Consider the following 16,146-nt stretch of genomic DNA (forward strand, 5'->3'; position numbering starts at 1 on the left):
TAAAGGGAGAAAATAAAAAGTTATGCCATTAGTCGTATATATTTTAGGGTTGGTCATTTTTTCATTAGGTACAGCAGAATTAATGGTAGCCGGCATGATGACCACGCTATCTGAAGCATTTGGCGTTACCGTCGGTGAAGTTGGGCACTTGATTTCGTATTACGCATTCGGCGTTATGCTAGGCGGCCCAGTATTAACTTACGCTTTCCTTAAATTTAAAGCCCCATACCGTACGACGTTATTATGGTTATTAGGATTATATGTTGTCGTGCAAGGATTAAGTGTCTTTGTCTCTGATTACAATGTTCTGGTGGCTATTCGAATTGTGACAGGTATTTTATGTGCCGGATGTTTAAGCCTTTCTCTTGCCACAAGTATGGCCCTTGTAACTATAGAAAATCGCCCAAGGGCAGCTTCAATAGTGATTGCAGGTTTTATGGTATCCAATGTATTTGGTGTGCCCATCGCGACCATTATTGACCAGTACTGGGGCTGGAAAATGAGTTTTGGGCTAGTTGCCGTGCTGGTTTTAGTATGTTTGTTGGCATTAGTTCGCTTATTACCACAGATGACTGGCGGCGGCTCTATCAAAATGGCCGAAGAAATTAAGGCATTTAAAAATAAAGCCTATTGGAAAGCCTGTACAACCAGCTGTTTAATTTTAGGCGCAAGTTTTGCTGCATTTAGTTATTTTGTCCCAGTACTGATGGATGTTAGCGGATTTACCATGCAAACAGTCCCCTTCATTCTGATGCTTTACGGGTTGGCAAATATTGTCGGAAATATGGTAACGGGGCGCCTGGCGTACCGCCATAGTTTAGCGGTGATGATCGTCGGCTTGACGGTATTGAGTATTTCTTTGCTAGGCATGGCGCTATTTGTACAATATCAATCAATCGCTATTCTGGCAGTTATACTTATCGGTTTATCGGGTGTGCCAATGAATCCTGCAATGATGGCACGTATTGTTAGCGTGGCGCATCCGGGCCCAATGGTAAATGCTGTTCATACCTCTGTCATTAATATTGGATTAGGTGGTGGTTCTTATTTAGGTGGAATGGCTATTTCTTCTGGGTATGGATTACGCTCAGCTTTATGGATCGGTCTGATATTGGCTATTCTGGCTTTATTGTCTGTCTTACCTTATGCACGCCGCGGAAAACAGGGATGGAATTAATCGACTGAGTCGTAACTAAAACGCCCGAGTCATTAATGACCTGGGCGTTTAGAGATCAATTTATAACCGTTAGATTTTGTTTAAAACTAACTGGCCTTTATCATTCAGTGGGATCTGCGTACCAGGGTCTTTATCCATACGGATTTTGCCCTGCTGCTCGCCAATGCGATAGGTTACGTCGTAACCAAGCATTTTTTCTGATTTGTCATAGACGGTTTTGCATTTCTGCTGGCTAGTGGTGTAGGTGTCGCGATCCTGCATAGCACCCTGAACCTGATTACCTGCGTAACCACCACCTAATGCACCTGCTACCGTTGCAACATCTTTACCGCGCCCACCGCCAAACTGATGACCAATAACACCGCCTGCAACAGCTCCCAGAGCAGAACCAAGAATGCGGTTCTCATCCTGCACCGGACGACGGTGAGTTACCGTTACATTGCGGCACTCCTGACGTGGTGTTTTTACCGTTTCCTTAATGGGTGTCGCTGACACCACCTGTGCGTACTGAGGACCACGGTCAAAAACATTCATGCTGGCAACCGCTGCCACACCCAGTGCTGCGGCCACACCGATACCAATACCCGCTACCATTGATTTATTCACAGGACATCCTCCTGATTGTGCAATTGCTTACAATTTTGCAACCAAAGGAGGTTTTCCACAAATCAGACAACGGATGAAAAATGCGGATTCATAGGTTAGAAATATGTGTTTGAGAGGAATCTTAAGCATGAAAGGCTAATTTACGGATTTTTATGCTGCTATATAAAATGAAAAAGCCCGGCTCAAGGCCGGGTTTCTAGAGATCTCATGGAAACTTGATTAATGCAGTTTCAGGCGCGGACGAATCACGCGGTTAATACTGCCCACCAGCATCATCAGGCCGGTTTTGAAGTAACCGTGTAGTGCCACCTGGTGCATACGGTATAGCGAGATATAAACGAAACGTGCCATACGCCCTTCTACCATCATCGAGCCGCGCATCAGGTTACCCATCAGGCTACCCACAGTTGAGAACTTAGACAGCGAAACCAGTGAACCGTGATCCTTATAAACATAGGACTTCAGCGGTTTATCTTTCATCTGCGCCAGAATATTGGTCAGAACCAATGAGGCCATCTGGTGTGCGGCTTGCGCACGTGGAGGCACAAAGCCCCCTTCAGGACGCGCACAGGATGCACAGTCACCAATCGCGAAAATATCAGGGTCGCGGGTGGTTTGCAGCGTAGGCTCAGTCACCAGTTGGTTGATACGGTTAGTTTCAAGACCACCAATATCTTTCATGAAGTCCGGCGCTTTGATACCTGCAGCCCAAACCATCAGATCTGCTGCGATATACTCGCCATCTTTGGTATTGAGTCCACCTGCATCTGCAGAAGTAACCATAGTTTGCGTCAGAACGCGCACGCCCAGTTTAGTTAACTCGCTGTGAGCCGCTGCTGAAATACGTGGTGGCAGCGCAGGCAGAATACGTTCACCAGCTTCCACCAGCGTTACATTCAGCGCTTCGTTCGTCAGGCCTTTGTAGCCGTAGCTGTGCAGCTGTTTTACTGCGTTGTGCAGTTCCGCTGACAGCTCAACACCGGTTGCCCCGCCACCAACGATAGCAATATTCACTTTGCCACTGGCACCCAGATTTGCAGAATACTTGAGGAACAGATTCAGCATTTCGGAGTGGAAACGACGCGCCTGGTGCGGGTTATCAAGGAAGATACAGTTATCTTTCACGCCTGGCGTATTGAAGTCATTGGAAGTACTACCCAGCGCCATCACCAGAGTGTCATAAGGGATTTTGCGTTCAGGAACCAGCAATTCCCCTTTATCATCACGCAATTCTGAGAGCGTCAGGGTTTTGCTTTCACGGTTGATATCAACCACTGAACCTAGCTGGAACTGGAAGTGATGATTACGGGCATGTGCCAGATAGCTAAGCGCGTCCACACCTTCATCCAGTGAACCCGTTGCGACTTCATGCAATAGCGGTTTCCACAAATGACTGTGGTTACGGTCGATAAGCGTGACTTTCGCTTTTTTACCACGGCCTAGTTTTTTACCGAGCTGAGTGGCCAGTTCAAGTCCGCCAGCACCACCACCGACAATGACAATCTTTCTTAATGGCGTAGTCAAAGTGACCCCCTTAAAATATTAACCAATTGTTAATTAAAGGTTATGGAAATAGCATTTAATTAACAACAAGTTACCTAAACAAACTCACTAATGTGACCAAAGAATAACATGGATGGTGTATTGGTCATACCAAAATTGATGTGCATCAAATTTTTATGCCGAAAAGATAAACAAAAAGGGCCAGCACATGGCTGACCCTTTCACTTTTACATCTTTAAGCCCCGGCTAGCCGAGAGTTTTGAAAGCTTTTATGCGCTGCAAATGTGGTGAGATATTTTTGAATTTATGGGTCTGTTCCTGATCCCATACAATTTCGTAGTAATGATGCAACAATTCTGCTGCGCGGGTATTATCCAGCGCTTCATCATTACGCGACAAAATCGCCAGGCAACGATCGCGGTTTTTCTCACGGAAGTTTTGCACGCATTTTGTCGAAATGTCGGTGTACTCTTCAGGGCGATCGATTTTGCCTTCCATGTTCTCTTGCGGGAACAAATTCGGGTTAAAAATCACCTGACGAATATCACACAAGAAACCGATGCGTTCCGCCCAGAAACCACCAAGCCCAACGCCACAAATCAGTGGGCGCTCATCGGCACTCAGTTGCAGCATCTTGTCGACTTCTTTGAGCAGATGTTGCATGTCGTGTTTCGGATGCCGCGTGCTGTAGCTGATAAGCCGCACGTCCGGGTCGATAAACTGGAGTTGCAGCACCTTTTCATGGTTACCAGGACTATTAGAGTCGAAACCGTGTAAATAGATAATCATTGCATCCTCACCACACGAATTCAGGCCATTTGGCCCGAGGAGTTAAAGACCCGCCTTGTGGGCTTGCCACTGCTCATGCAGCGCCTCAAGTTGCTGATTTGCTTCCTTCCAGCGCGCTGATGACATCAGCTCCTGACGGGTAAATGAACCTTTATGATACAAACCTGTAACACGCTCTGCTTTGACCGGAGACAGGTTATCTAACACGCTGACCGCACCATTACGATTATTGCAGACCAGGATCATATCGCAACCTGCATCCAGAGATGCCTGTCCACGTTCAGCATAGCTGCCCATAATCGCGGCGCCTTCCATCGACAAATCGTCAGAGAAGATAACGCCGTTAAAGCCAAGCTCACCACGTAGCACGGTTTTCAGCCAATGCGGAGAACCGCTGGCTGGAAGGGGATCGACATCGGTATAGATGACGTGCGCAGGCATAATCGCATCGAGTTTGTTGTCGGTAATCAGCGTGCGGAAGATCTGCATATCGTGTTCGCGGATCTGCGCCTCTTCACGCGGATCACGAGGTGTTTCTTTATGAGAATCCGCAGTGACGGCGCCATGCCCAGGGAAGTGTTTACCCGTCGTTTTCATACCGGCTGCGTGCATCCCGTCTATAAAACGAGTCGCCATCGCCAGCGCTTTGCGCGGATCTTCATGATATGAACGCTCACCAATCGCGGCACTGATATGGCCGATATCCAACACGGGCGCAAAGCTGATGTCGATATCCATGGCAATCATTTCACACGCCATCAACCAGCCCGCTTCCTCAGCCAGTTTGCCGCCCTGCTCCAGACCATGCAGTGCAGCAAAAGATTGAGCAGCAGGCAAAAGGGTAAAGCCATCACGAAAACGCTGAACACGGCCACCTTCCTGGTCAACAGCAACCACCAGACGATTGCGGGAAGCTTCACGAATCTGGCGCACCAGTTCACGCAGTTGCTCAGCATCGTGATAGTTGCGGGTAAACAGAATCAGCCCACCAACAAGTGGATGTTTTAGAATTTCACGCTCTTCGGCATCCAGCTCAAAGCCTGCCACATCTAACATTACCGGACCCACATCAACCTCTCTTTATCAATTCTTATTCCACAGCAGGCTCCAGGCCTCATCTGCAAGAGTTAAAAATGTTTTATCCTGCGTTTGCGACCAACGACATTCATACCAGGATGCCATCAGCATAATGACCCAGGGCTGCCAACGCGCAACCTGCTGGACTAGCACTTGTAATGGAATATGGCTTAACTTCGCGTAAGCATGAACCAACCGCTCGCAATCAATGTTATTAGCCAGCGCGACTGCCGCCAATTCCAGTGCTACATCCCCATCACCGGCATATTCCCAGTCGATAAGCTTGATACCATCTGACTGATTTACCAGGTTTCCGGCATGAATATCCATATGCAGCGGTGCCAGACGCAACGGCTTAGGTTCGCCTTGCCGCTTCATTTTTTTCAACAACCGTAGCCAGAGCAAACTTCTTCGTTCTGATGCGGCGTTTTGCCAATAATGCTCAAGTAATTGCAACAAACTGATTCGCCAGCCAAAACAGTGTTGACGATGCAAATCATACAGTAACGAAGTGAGCATTTGCAGTGAGGGGAGTTCCGATTTCACCTCCCCATTTAACCATTCAACGATAAGCCAGCCTTCAGCCAGACAAACGGGCCGAGGACCTATTCCTGGAGGAAGGCGTCTCAGAGCCCGATGCTGTCTGCTGAGAGAAACCCCAGGCATTGGCGCGGTAAGCTGATGCCGGGCGACATATTCTTCCGTTCCAAGGTTGAAATGCAGACTGCCGCCGCTTAATCCCTGAAGATGAGAAAAGCAACCGGCGGCCTGAGCCGCCGGAAGGTACTTCTCAATCAAACGTTGCAGTGTCGAATTATTGAGTTTGTTGTACAGCACCGCTTCCTGACCAGATAATTTCGCCAGTTTGTACCAACATCAACTGCATTTTCAGCGTCGGCGCATTCACATTACCGCTGGCGTTGCTGTAGAGCACATATTGCGCACCAACATTACGGGCAATGCCAATCGCTTTACTGCGCGATCCAAGACTGTCTTGCGGTGATAGCCCTAATTGCTGTTTCGCCAACGAAAGTTGTTGTGCTGAAACAAGGGTAAATTTGGCATTGTTCTCCAGCGCACCACGTAGTGCTTCTGTCGCCTTGCTGGTTTGCAGTGAACCATTAGTGTGGTTATTTACGCTGTCCACCAGTAATACGCCACCGGCTGTCACACCATCGGCTTGCAGCATTTTTCCAACCATAGGCTGCATGGTGCTGCCCCAATCGTAGCTGCGCACTTTTGGTGTTGCAGGAATGGTAGGTTGTGGTTGTTCAATCGGGCCTGGCTGAGTGGGTACAGTTGGCACTGTTGGAACAGTTGGCGGCGGCTCTACGGGTTGCTGTGGAACAGGTTTCACTTCTTCCACTGGTGCAGGCGCTTCTCCACGATTAATACACCCGGTTAAAATCATCGCCGCAGCGAGAATAACCAGATAACGATAGATTCCCTTAATCAAAATTCACCCCTTACAAAGAGAGAGAAAGACGAACTTTACGTGCGTCTGGATAACTGGCTATGGATGAGACCGAAACGCTTGATTTCGCTGGTAACGTAATCGTACGTGGCTGCTCGAGAGGATGAATCTCAAGACCCTTTTCGTCATACCAATAGAAACGATAGTTGATGATGACGGGGTTAGACTGTTCATTATATAGCCGGCTGCGAGAAACAGTGGCACCCTTGTCAGTTGAAATTTCAGGCTTTTCAGCACTGACTCCCGCCGCAAGCACAGATGCTTCCATGACCAGCGTTTGCCCATCATTGACAGGGATAGCCGGTTTGGAGCTACACCCAGCCATCACAATGACGGCCAGTAGCGTTAACAGCGGTTTATTTTTCATCAACTTATCCTTTATGCGCCAGCATCGGCCCCAGCACACGACCGCCCAGCAGATGCAGGTGGATATGATAAACTTCCTGCCCGCCATGACGATTGCAGTTCATGATCAGACGATAGCCATCTTCAGCAATCCCTTCTTGCTCAGCAATTTTTGCAGCAACGGTCAACATGCGCCCCAGCGCCAGTTCATGCTCAGCAGTGACATCATTAACTGTTGGGATCAGTATGTTCGGAATAATGAGGATGTGGGTAGGTGCCTGCGGCGATATGTCACGGAATGCAGTAACTAACTCATCTTGATAAACGATATCTGCCGGAATCTCGCGGCGAATAATTTTACTGAAAATAGTTTCTTCGGCCATGACGTTACCTTTATTCATTAATTGCTGACTAATTGCTCGTTTAAGTCGCTGCGCGCACAGGCTTAAAGGCATAACGTAAGAGTATGAGCGAGTTACTCGTGCTCTTTCAACCTCAACCCATTATTTCTTTATCACTCTTTGGGCAACCTTCTTCTCAGATCTTTCGTAAACGCTGCACTTCTCATGATTAAAACGATATTTCATTTGAGCTGTAACATATGTTTACAGCCAGTTAATGAATGAGTATATTTCTCATTTTCATTTTTATTCGCATGAAATAAATAAAATCGCAAACACTCTATGTACTCCGCGACCGGATTCCTTTGGCGCAGAGACATAACCTCCAACAATTCATTAAGGGTTTAAGATGTCTTTAACCATTTCTACCAGGGATGGGCAGCGCGCACCTGCCAGCGCTATTTCTATGCTGGCATCCTGTATTGCTTTCGCACTCCTTCCTTCTACCGCTTTCTCTGCCACTCAAAATGCAGAAGAAACGCTGGTTGTCGAAAACTCGGTGTCTAATACACTCGATACAGAAGAGAAGGATTACAGTGTTAAAACCACCACCAGCGGAACGAAAATGTTGCTGGTACCGCGTGATATTCCGCAGTCCGTTAGCATCATCAGCGAACAGCGCATGCAGGACCAGAATCTGCAGTCACTGGGCGATGTACTGAAAAACACCACGGGCATATCAGAAAGTGTTGCCGACTCCGACCGCAGCAACTTCTACTCGCGCGGATTTTTAATAGATAACTATATGGTCGATGGCATCCCAACGCTGTTTGAATCGCGCTGGAACCTGGGCGACGCCCTGACAGATACCGCGATGTATCAGCAGATTGAAGTGGTCCGTGGTGCTAATGGCCTGATGACCGGTTCCGGCAACCCTTCAGCCGCCGTCAATATGGTGCGTAAACATGCCGATAGTCGTGAATTCCAGACCAACGTATCAGCAGAGTATGGAAGCTGGAATAAACAGCGCTATGTTGCTGATATGTCTACGCCATTGACCGACAACGGTAATGTTCGTGGCCGTATGGTTGCAGGTTATCAGGATAACGACAGCTGGCTTGACCGCTACAATCAGAAGAAAAAATTCTTCTATGGTGTGCTCGATGCGGATTTGACCGAGGCCACCAGTTTCTCAGTCGGTTATGACTATCAGGAAACCAACGTTAACAGTCCGACATGGGGCGGCATTCCGCGCTGGTACACCGATGGCAGCAAAACTGATCCGGATCGCAGCTACAGCACGGCCCCTGACTGGGCTTACAACGATAAAGAATCGCAGCGCACCTTCGTCACCCTGAAGCAAAAGTTTGCCAATGACTGGCAGCTCACGGTGAACGGGACACACACGGAAATGGACCTCGAAAGTAAGCAGCTTTACCTGGACGGACTGGTAGATAAAAACAGCGGCATGATGGTTAGCCCGTATGGCGCATCCTACCCATATGTAGGTGGCACAGGTTACAACACCGGTAAGCGCAAAGTGGATGCTCTCGATACCTTTGCCAATGGATCTTATGAGCTCTTAGGGCGCCAACATGAACTGATGATCGGTACCAGCTACACCAAACAGAACAACACCTATCACAGCTCCTGGGAAAATATCAGCGATACCCAGTTAGGTAATTACAATGATTATGACGGTAACTTCCCGGAAACAAACTGGACGCCGTTGAGTCTCGCTCAGGAAGATACGGTTCGCCAGAAGTCTGCCTATATGGCGACTCGCATCACTCTAGCCGACCCTTTGCACGTGATCGTTGGCGCACGTTATACCAAATACAACCTGCATACCCTGACCCAGGAACTTGAGAAAAATAACACCTCGCCTTACGCCGGTGTGGTGTTTGATATCAATGATGACTGGTCAACTTACGCAAGCTATACCTCAGTCTTTAAACCGCAAACCGAACGTGATGAGCAAGGTAACTACCTCACCCCAATCACCGGTAATAACTATGAAGCAGGTGTGAAGTCTGACTGGATGAACAGCCGTCTGACCACTTCTCTTGCCATCTTCCGTATTGAACAAGATAACCTCGCACAATCGACTGGCATGGTAATTCCTGACAGCAACGGTGAGACAGCCTACCGTGAAGCTGATGGTACCGTAAGTAAAGGTGTGGAGTTTGAGATCAACGGTGCGCTGACTGATGACTGGCAGATGACATTTGGTGCGACACGCTATGTTGCTGAAGACAGCAACGGTAAAGCAGTTAACCCTAACCTGCCTCGCACTTCAGTTAAATTGTTCACCAGTTACCGGATCCCAACACTGCGCGAGCTAACTGTCGGTGGCGGCGTCAACTGGCAAGACCATGTGTGGGCGGATGTTCCAGTACCGGGCGGTACTTTCCGTGCGGAACAAGGCAGTTATGCGTTAGTTGATTTGTTTGCCCGTTATCAAGTCACGAAGGCGCTCTCCGTTCAGGCGAACCTCGATAACTTGTTCGACAAAACTTACGACACCAACATCGACAGCCGTTCCATCGTTTACGGTGCGCCGCGCAACTTCTCTGTAAGCGCTAATTACGCTTTCTAGCATCCTTAATGGCGGATGACGCAAGCTATCTGCCATTTAATTCATAGCCTAAATAATTCATGTTCAGGGTAGGCGGCAAAAGAACGAGTCCCGATAAGCTTAAATTAGTAAGTGATTCGGGCAAGAGCGCGAAGCCACCCCCCCTACTACTTGAAGAATGACGGCAATAAAAAAGGGAGGCCAATGGCCTCCCTCAGTTCTCCCCAACTACTTGTTAGCTGTTACGGATCCACTCATCCATTTCAGTTTTCAGGTTATCGGATTTAGTACCGAAGATTGCCTGAACACCTGAACCAGCTACAACTACACCTGCTGCACCCAATTTCTTCAGGCCAGCCTGGTCGACTTTAGAAATGTCGGCCACGCTAACACGCAGACGGGTAATACACGCATCCAGGTTAGTGATGTTTTCTTTACCGCCGAAAGCGCTAACCAGAGCTGGTGCCATTTCGCTTGTGGAAGTGGTAGAAGTCTCTGAAGTTGCGTCTTCACGACCTGGAGTTTTCAGGTCCAGCGCTTTAATCAGCACACGGAACACGGTGTAGTAAATCGCCGCGTAGCACAGGCCAACAATTGGGAACAACCACAGTTTGCTGCTGTTTCCGCTCAACACGATGAAGTCAATCAGACCGTGAGAGAAGGAAGTACCGTCACGCATACCCAGAAGGATACAGATTGGGAACGCCAGGCCTGCCAACACCGCGTGGATGATGTACAGGATTGGAGCAACGAACATGAAGGAGAACTCGATTGGCTCGGTAATACCGGTCAGGAACGAGGTCAGTGCAGCGGAGATCATGATACCGCCGACTTTTGCACGGTTCTCAGGTTTAGCTGAGTGCCAGATTGCGATAGCAGCAGCAGGCAGACCATACATTTTAAACAGGAAGCCACCAGACAGTTTGCCCGCAGTTGGGTCACCTGCCATATAACGTGGGATATCGCCGTGGAATACCTGACCTGCAGCATTGGTGTATTCACCAATTTGCATCTGGAATGGAACGTTCCAGATGTGGTGCAGACCGAATGGTACCAGGCAGCGTTCTACGAAACCGTAGATACCGAATGCCACAACCGGGTTCTGGTAAGCAGCCCACTGAGAGAAGGTCTGAATAGCCGTACCGATTGGAGGCCAGATGAAGGACAGCACAACGCCCATGAAGATCGCAGCCAGACCAGAGATGATCGGTACGAAACGTTTACCCGCGAAGAAGCCCAGGTATTCTGGCAGCTTGATGCGGTAAAAACGGTTAAACATGTAGGCTGCAATTGCACCAGAGATAATACCGCCCAGAACACCGGTATCAGCCAGGTGTTTTGCTGCGATCTCTTCAGCAGGTAAATGCAGAACCAGAGGCGCAACAACTGCCATGGTTTTCACCATGATGCCGTATGCAACCACAGAGGCTAATGCAGAAACGCCATCGTTATTTGTGAAGCCTAATGCCACACCGATAGCAAAGATCAGCGGCATGTTGGCGAATACTGAACCGCCCGCTTCCGCCATAACATGAGAAACCACTGCTGGCAGCCAGCTGAAGTTTGCAGAACCGACGCCCAGCAGGATACCTGCGATAGGCAGTACGGATACTGGCAGCATCAGCGATTTACCCACCTTTTGCAGGTTAGCAAATGCATTCTTAAACATAATTGAGAGTGCTCCTGAGTATTTGTGCTTTTTTTTACGCGTTATGCGCATCGGACTGGGGGGAGATCCGGTCCATAAACAGGCATCTAAGTGCCTTTTGATTTATTACGCAGAGTAAAATAAATCGACGAAAGTTTGTTTGACGGCTATCACGTTTCTCAAACAGCCCTGTGAAAAACTTTCATAAATTTACAAAACGCGTTTCTGAATGTTACAAAAATGGCGTTCACCGCCCTTTTTGAGGCGGTGAACTTTACTCGCTTCAATAATTAATTACGAGCTTTAAAATAACTTAGAATTATCAGGCGGATTGCAAGCGGGAGTCAGGAATATGGAACAAGGTGGCGAAGTTTTTTGTCGTCGCAACGGCCAATTCCTCAAGTGAAACACCTTTCAGTACCGCCATATATTCCGCTACATCACGAGTCATCGCTGGTTGGTTTTCTTTGCCACGATGTGGCACTGGCGCAAGATAAGGTGAATCAGTCTCCACCAGTATGCGATCCAGTGGCACATAACGGGCTGCATCCCTGAGTTGCTCAGCATTGCGGAACGTCACAATGCCCGAGAAAGAAATGTAAAACCCCATATCGAGCAATTTTCCAGCAGTTTCTCTGTCTTCCGTAAAACAGTGTAGTACCCCACCGCAGTCTGTCACTTTCTCTTCGCGAAGGATCGACAGAGTATCGGCGCGTGCGTCTCTGGTGTGGACAATCACTGGTTTATTAAGCTCGCGGCCAATCTGGATGTGATGACGGAATGATTCCTGCTGGCGTGGCTTGGTTTCCGGGGTATAGAAATAATCCAGCCCCGTTTCCCCCATTGCCACCACGCCTGGATCGGCGGCCAGACGGCGAAGTTCTTCCACGTCGTATTCTTCATCCTGATTGAGCGGATGCACGCCACATGAATAAGCGACGTTCTGACGCTCGCCAACCAACTGGCGCATATTACGATAACCATCCAGCGTCGTGGCAACCGCAAGGCAGAACTTCACATCGCGCGCGGCAGCTTTTTCCAGAACATCATCAACGCTTTTGTGTAGGGATTGATAATCGAGGCCATCGAGATGGCAATGTGAGTCAACCAGGAACATACAAATACTCTTTAAAGATGGAAGGTAGGAAGGACAGCACCCGGTTGCATTAAACGCTCCCAGGTGAGCAATTGTTCAGTCAGCATTAATTCTCGGTTCACGCCCACAACACTTAACAGTGTTTCACGGCATGAAAACCAGCTATGCAGTATAGCTTGTAGCATCGCAGGGGTTGCGATGGAGGCAAGGTTTGCTACCAATGAGTGTTGGTCATCGTTAGTCAACCACGGTGTCGCCCCTTGCTGCCATTTTAGTGCATCAACCAAAAGAGAACATAACCAGTGAACACGGACAGCTGCATCATCGCTGTTCAACTCTGGCAATAACGCCAGCATATTTTTGGTCGCACAGGCCTCATTGAGTTTGTCACAAAGCAACTGCCGATGTTTCCACTGCTCGGGTTGCAGCAATGCCAAAGCGCCTGCTGGTGCTCCAGAACTTAAACGTAACGCAGCGCGCAACTGGGCGCTATGAAGTGAGATTTCCCGCGCAAGCCAGGCCAGAGCAAAGGTTTCGTCTGGTGGCGTGAGATACCAGTACAGGCAGCGGCTACGCAAGGTTGCAGGTAAACGAGCCGGTTCGCGGCAACCCAGGAAAAACCAGGTATTCGCTGGTGGCTCCTCAAGTGTTTTTAGCAGCGCATTGGCTGCCGCTTCGGTGAGTAACCCTGCATCTTCAAGCCAGACCACTTTTGCCCCGCCCTGTTGAGCGTGGCTGTAAAGCTTCTCAGTAATTTCACGGATGGCATCAATGCCAAGGCTTGACTTGCCTTTCTCTGGCGCAACCACATAGCTGTCCGGGTGCGTGCCAGCCTGCATCAACTGGCAACTACGGCACTGACCGCAGCTTTTACTGCCTTGCGGTTTCTGGCACATCAACCAACGGGTAAGTGCGTAAATTAACGCGTCATCACCCATACCGGATAATGAATGAAGCAGTAATGCATGGTGCCCACGCCCGGCCTGATATTGGCTCAGGATTTGCTCAAATGGCGCGCGTAACCATGGATACCATTTCATTACGCCAGCCCCTTAGCCCACTCGAGTACAGTGTTGCGCACGTCTTGCGACACTTTATCCAACGATTGTGTTGCATCAATCGTATGAATACGGCTGTCAGCGGCGGCGAGTTCAAGGTAACGCGCACGGGTGCGATTAAAGAAGTCGACAGACTCCTGTTCGATGCGGTCTAGCTCACCACGCGCACGCGCACGTGTCAGACCCACTTCTGGCGTGACATCAAGATAAATAGTCAGGTCCGGGTAAAAATCACCAAGCACTGTGTTACGCAGCGCCATCAATAATTCCTGATCGATGCAACGACCACCACCCTGATAAGCCTGAGTAGAGAGATCATGGCGATCGCCTATCACCCAGGCTCCACGTGACAATGCCGGTTTGATAACCGTTTCTACCAGTTGAACTCGTGCCGCGTAGAACATCAGCACTTCGGCTTTATCAGTAACGATTTCATCACCGATACCTTTGTTGTTCAGCGTCAGCTCGCGCAATCTTTCCGCAAGGGGGGTACCGCCGGGTTCACGCGTGAACACCAGATCGGTGACTCCCAGCTCTTTTAAGGTCGCAACTACCACGTTGTGCGCGTTAGTTTTCCCTGCTCCTTCGAGCCCTTCAATGACGATAAATTTACTGACCATTCTTATCCTTCAGCGCTTTGATATACACCTGTACAGCCTGGTTATGGCCTGCAAGGTTGGTATTAAATGTGTGGCCGCCCTTTCCATCAGCGACAAAATAGAGATACGGCGTTTTCGCCGGGTGAGCCGCAGCCTGTAGCGATGCATTGCCTGGAATTGCAATCGGGCCAGGCGGCATGCCACTAATCACGTAGGTATTATACGGCGTAGGCGTTTCGAGATCTTTACGTGACAGCTTACCATTATAGCTTTCGCCCATGCCGTAAATTACCGTCGGGTCGGTTTGCAGGCGCATGCCGATACGCAGACGGTTGATAAACACCGATGCGACTTGATCGCGCTCTGCTGCAACAGCCGTTTCTTTCTCGATGATCGAGGCCATAGTGACCAGATCATTCTGAGTTTTATACGGTAGCCCCTCTTTTTTGCCATCCCACGCCGCCTGAACCGCTTTGACCATGCGCTCATGTGCACGTTTTAACAGGGCTAAGTCAGTGGTATTAGCGGTATACAGCCAGGTGTCCGGGAAGAACCAACCTTCGACCCATTCCGGGTTTTCGAATTTTAAGGCGTCGGCAACAGTGGCGTAGCTATCGTCTTTAAGCGTGTGCTGAATATATGGAGCTTCGCGTAATTGTTTTAGCCAGTCACTCAGGCGAGTGCCTTCCACAAAGCGAATCGGGAACTGCGCTTCTTTACCGCTCGCTAACAGTTTTAGCATGTCGCGCACGGTCATTTGCGGTGTAAACCGGTAAGTCCCCGCTTTGAATTTAGCGAGGTCGGGCTCAACTTTAAGCAACCACTGGAATACACGTGGGCGGTTAAGTAATTTTTCGTCATACAGCTGTTTACCCAACGCCAGGCGACCGGTGCCAGGTTTAAGGGTGAAAATGGTTTCTTGCGCAATGGTCAGATGGCTATTAGCGAGCTGGCGGACTTTATATAAGCCAACACCTGCCGCCACTCCAAATATCACTAACAGCAGCAGAAAGAAACGTAGCATCTTTTTCATCGTTAATCGGTTACTCACAAAGTGGTGCTAAAAATTGATAAAGCTCACGAGATTCAAATCGCCATAATTGAGCCTGATTCACAGGGACAACCGGCATCAATGCATTGCAAATGAGTAACTCGTCGGCTTGAGCCAGACTTTCAGGACGCTCCCGCACTTGCGTTACTTGCCAGGGTGAGTCTGCAAGACAGGCAATAATATGCTGGCGCATCGTGCCATTTACACCAGATTTATCCATATAAGGGGTAAATACCTGAGATCCTTTACGCCAGAATAAATTAGCGGCACAGCATTCCGTAAGCCACCCGTCACTGTCAAGAACCAGGGCTTCCTGAGCCTGCGTCTGTTCAAGATGCGTACGAATCAGTACCTGTTCAAGGCGGTTCAGGTGTTTAATTCCGGCCAAATGCGGATTGATGCCTAATCGAATGGGGCTTAATGCAAGGCTAATACCCTGCTCTCGCCATTGCGGATAAAACGAAGGGTAAGCTGAAACGCTGAGTAACCGTGTCGGATGCTGGCAATTTGCTGCACTGTATCCGCGCCCGCCGCTTCCACGAGTAATCATCACTTTCAGCACGGCTTGTTGGTGCGCCACAGCCAGTTGCTGCATTTCACTTTCCAGCACTGACCATTGAACAAACGGGATCAGGAGTTTTTCGCAGGCTTGTTGTAAACGACCAAGGTGCTGCGCTAAAAAGCGAACGCGACCATCTTTGATCCGTGCCGTTGAGAAACAGCCATCGCCAAACTGCACGGCGCGGTCGTTTGCGGGCAAACTGGTCGAGAACTCACCATTGATTAAATACATAACAACTCCTC

16 protein-coding genes are annotated in these 16,146 nt (G+C 49.1%); 2 read left to right on the forward strand and 14 right to left on the reverse strand.

Features of this window, described 5'->3' with window-relative positions; genetic code table 11:
* Positions 1–22 precede the first annotated feature (22 nt).
* Positions 23–1,177 (forward strand): MFS transporter, encoded by a 1,155-nt coding sequence (locus IX31_RS05270; RefSeq protein WP_034456133.1) that lies wholly within the window; start codon positions 23–25, stop codon positions 1,175–1,177.
* Positions 1,178–1,246: 69 nt separating this feature from the next.
* Here IX31_RS05270 and IX31_RS05275 read toward each other — a convergent pair whose 3' ends face one another.
* The 8 genes from IX31_RS05275 to hinT form a co-directional block, all read right to left on the reverse strand.
* Positions 1,247–1,783: a glycine zipper 2TM domain-containing protein gene (locus IX31_RS05275; protein WP_034456134.1), complete on the reverse strand. Its 537-nt coding sequence runs from the start codon at positions 1,781–1,783 to the stop codon at positions 1,247–1,249.
* A gap of 219 nt (positions 1,784–2,002) precedes the next feature.
* Positions 2,003–3,307: an NAD(P)/FAD-dependent oxidoreductase gene (locus tag IX31_RS05280; protein WP_034456136.1), complete on the reverse strand. Its 1,305-nt coding sequence runs from the start codon at positions 3,305–3,307 to the stop codon at positions 2,003–2,005.
* A 225-nt stretch (positions 3,308–3,532) separates the two neighbouring features.
* On the reverse strand, positions 3,533–4,075 hold the full coding sequence (gene ycfP, locus IX31_RS05285) for an alpha/beta hydrolase YcfP (protein WP_034456138.1): 543 nt from the start codon (positions 4,073–4,075) through the stop codon (positions 3,533–3,535).
* A gap of 42 nt (positions 4,076–4,117) precedes the next feature.
* A complete protein-coding gene (nagZ, locus tag IX31_RS05290; protein WP_034456141.1) occupies positions 4,118–5,143 on the reverse strand; it encodes a beta-N-acetylhexosaminidase in 1,026 nt (341 codons plus the stop codon).
* Between the two features lie 15 nt (positions 5,144–5,158).
* Positions 5,159–5,989, reverse strand: a complete 831-nt coding sequence (gene thiK / locus IX31_RS05295) for a thiamine kinase (RefSeq protein ID WP_034456142.1) — start codon at positions 5,987–5,989, stop codon at positions 5,159–5,161.
* Positions 5,967–6,563, reverse strand: coding sequence for a penicillin-binding protein activator LpoB (lpoB, locus tag IX31_RS05300; protein ID WP_241767175.1), 597 nt, complete (start codon positions 6,561–6,563; stop codon positions 5,967–5,969). Before lpoB ends, thiK begins: the two co-directional genes overlap by 23 nt.
* Before the next feature lie 55 nt (positions 6,564–6,618).
* Positions 6,619–6,993, reverse strand: coding sequence for a YcfL family putative periplasmic lipoprotein (locus IX31_RS05305; RefSeq protein ID WP_034456144.1), 375 nt, complete (start codon positions 6,991–6,993; stop codon positions 6,619–6,621).
* Between the two features lie 4 nt (positions 6,994–6,997).
* The gene (hinT, locus tag IX31_RS05310; RefSeq protein WP_034457171.1) at positions 6,998–7,354 is read right to left on the reverse strand and encodes a purine nucleoside phosphoramidase; all 357 of its coding nucleotides are present in this window, start codon (positions 7,352–7,354) and stop codon (positions 6,998–7,000) included.
* A gap of 367 nt (positions 7,355–7,721) precedes the next feature.
* Between hinT and fhuE the strand changes: the two genes are divergently transcribed.
* Positions 7,722–9,911 carry a ferric-rhodotorulic acid/ferric-coprogen receptor FhuE gene (gene fhuE / locus IX31_RS05315; protein ID WP_034456147.1) on the forward strand — a complete coding sequence of 730 codons (2,190 nt, stop codon included), beginning with the start codon at positions 7,722–7,724 and terminating at the stop codon, positions 9,909–9,911.
* Between the two features lie 214 nt (positions 9,912–10,125).
* Here fhuE and ptsG read toward each other — a convergent pair whose 3' ends face one another.
* From ptsG to pabC, 6 genes are all read right to left on the reverse strand, one after another.
* Complete coding sequence (ptsG, locus tag IX31_RS05320) at positions 10,126–11,559, reverse strand: PTS glucose transporter subunit IIBC (RefSeq protein WP_034456148.1); 1,434 nt, start codon at positions 11,557–11,559, stop codon at positions 10,126–10,128.
* 301 nt (positions 11,560–11,860) lie between these two features.
* Complete coding sequence (locus IX31_RS05325; protein ID WP_034456150.1) at positions 11,861–12,655, reverse strand: metal-dependent hydrolase; 795 nt, start codon at positions 12,653–12,655, stop codon at positions 11,861–11,863.
* Positions 12,656–12,666: 11 nt separating this feature from the next.
* The gene (gene holB / locus IX31_RS05330; protein WP_034456151.1) at positions 12,667–13,674 is read right to left on the reverse strand and encodes a DNA polymerase III subunit delta'; all 1,008 of its coding nucleotides are present in this window, start codon (positions 13,672–13,674) and stop codon (positions 12,667–12,669) included.
* On the reverse strand, positions 13,674–14,312 hold the full coding sequence (gene tmk, locus IX31_RS05335) for a dTMP kinase (protein WP_034456153.1): 639 nt from the start codon (positions 14,310–14,312) through the stop codon (positions 13,674–13,676). Before tmk ends, holB begins: the two co-directional genes overlap by 1 nt.
* Positions 14,302–15,324 carry a cell division protein YceG gene (yceG, locus tag IX31_RS05340; RefSeq protein WP_034456155.1) on the reverse strand — a complete coding sequence of 341 codons (1,023 nt, stop codon included), beginning with the start codon at positions 15,322–15,324 and terminating at the stop codon, positions 14,302–14,304. Before yceG ends, tmk begins: the two co-directional genes overlap by 11 nt.
* 10 nt (positions 15,325–15,334) lie before the next feature.
* Positions 15,335–16,135: an aminodeoxychorismate lyase gene (gene pabC, locus IX31_RS05345; protein WP_034456157.1), complete on the reverse strand. Its 801-nt coding sequence runs from the start codon at positions 16,133–16,135 to the stop codon at positions 15,335–15,337.
* Positions 16,136–16,146: the final 11 nt, after the last annotated feature.

Source organism: Buttiauxella noackiae (genome assembly GCF_000737905.1).
GTDB lineage: Bacteria > Pseudomonadota > Gammaproteobacteria > Enterobacterales > Enterobacteriaceae > Buttiauxella > Buttiauxella noackiae.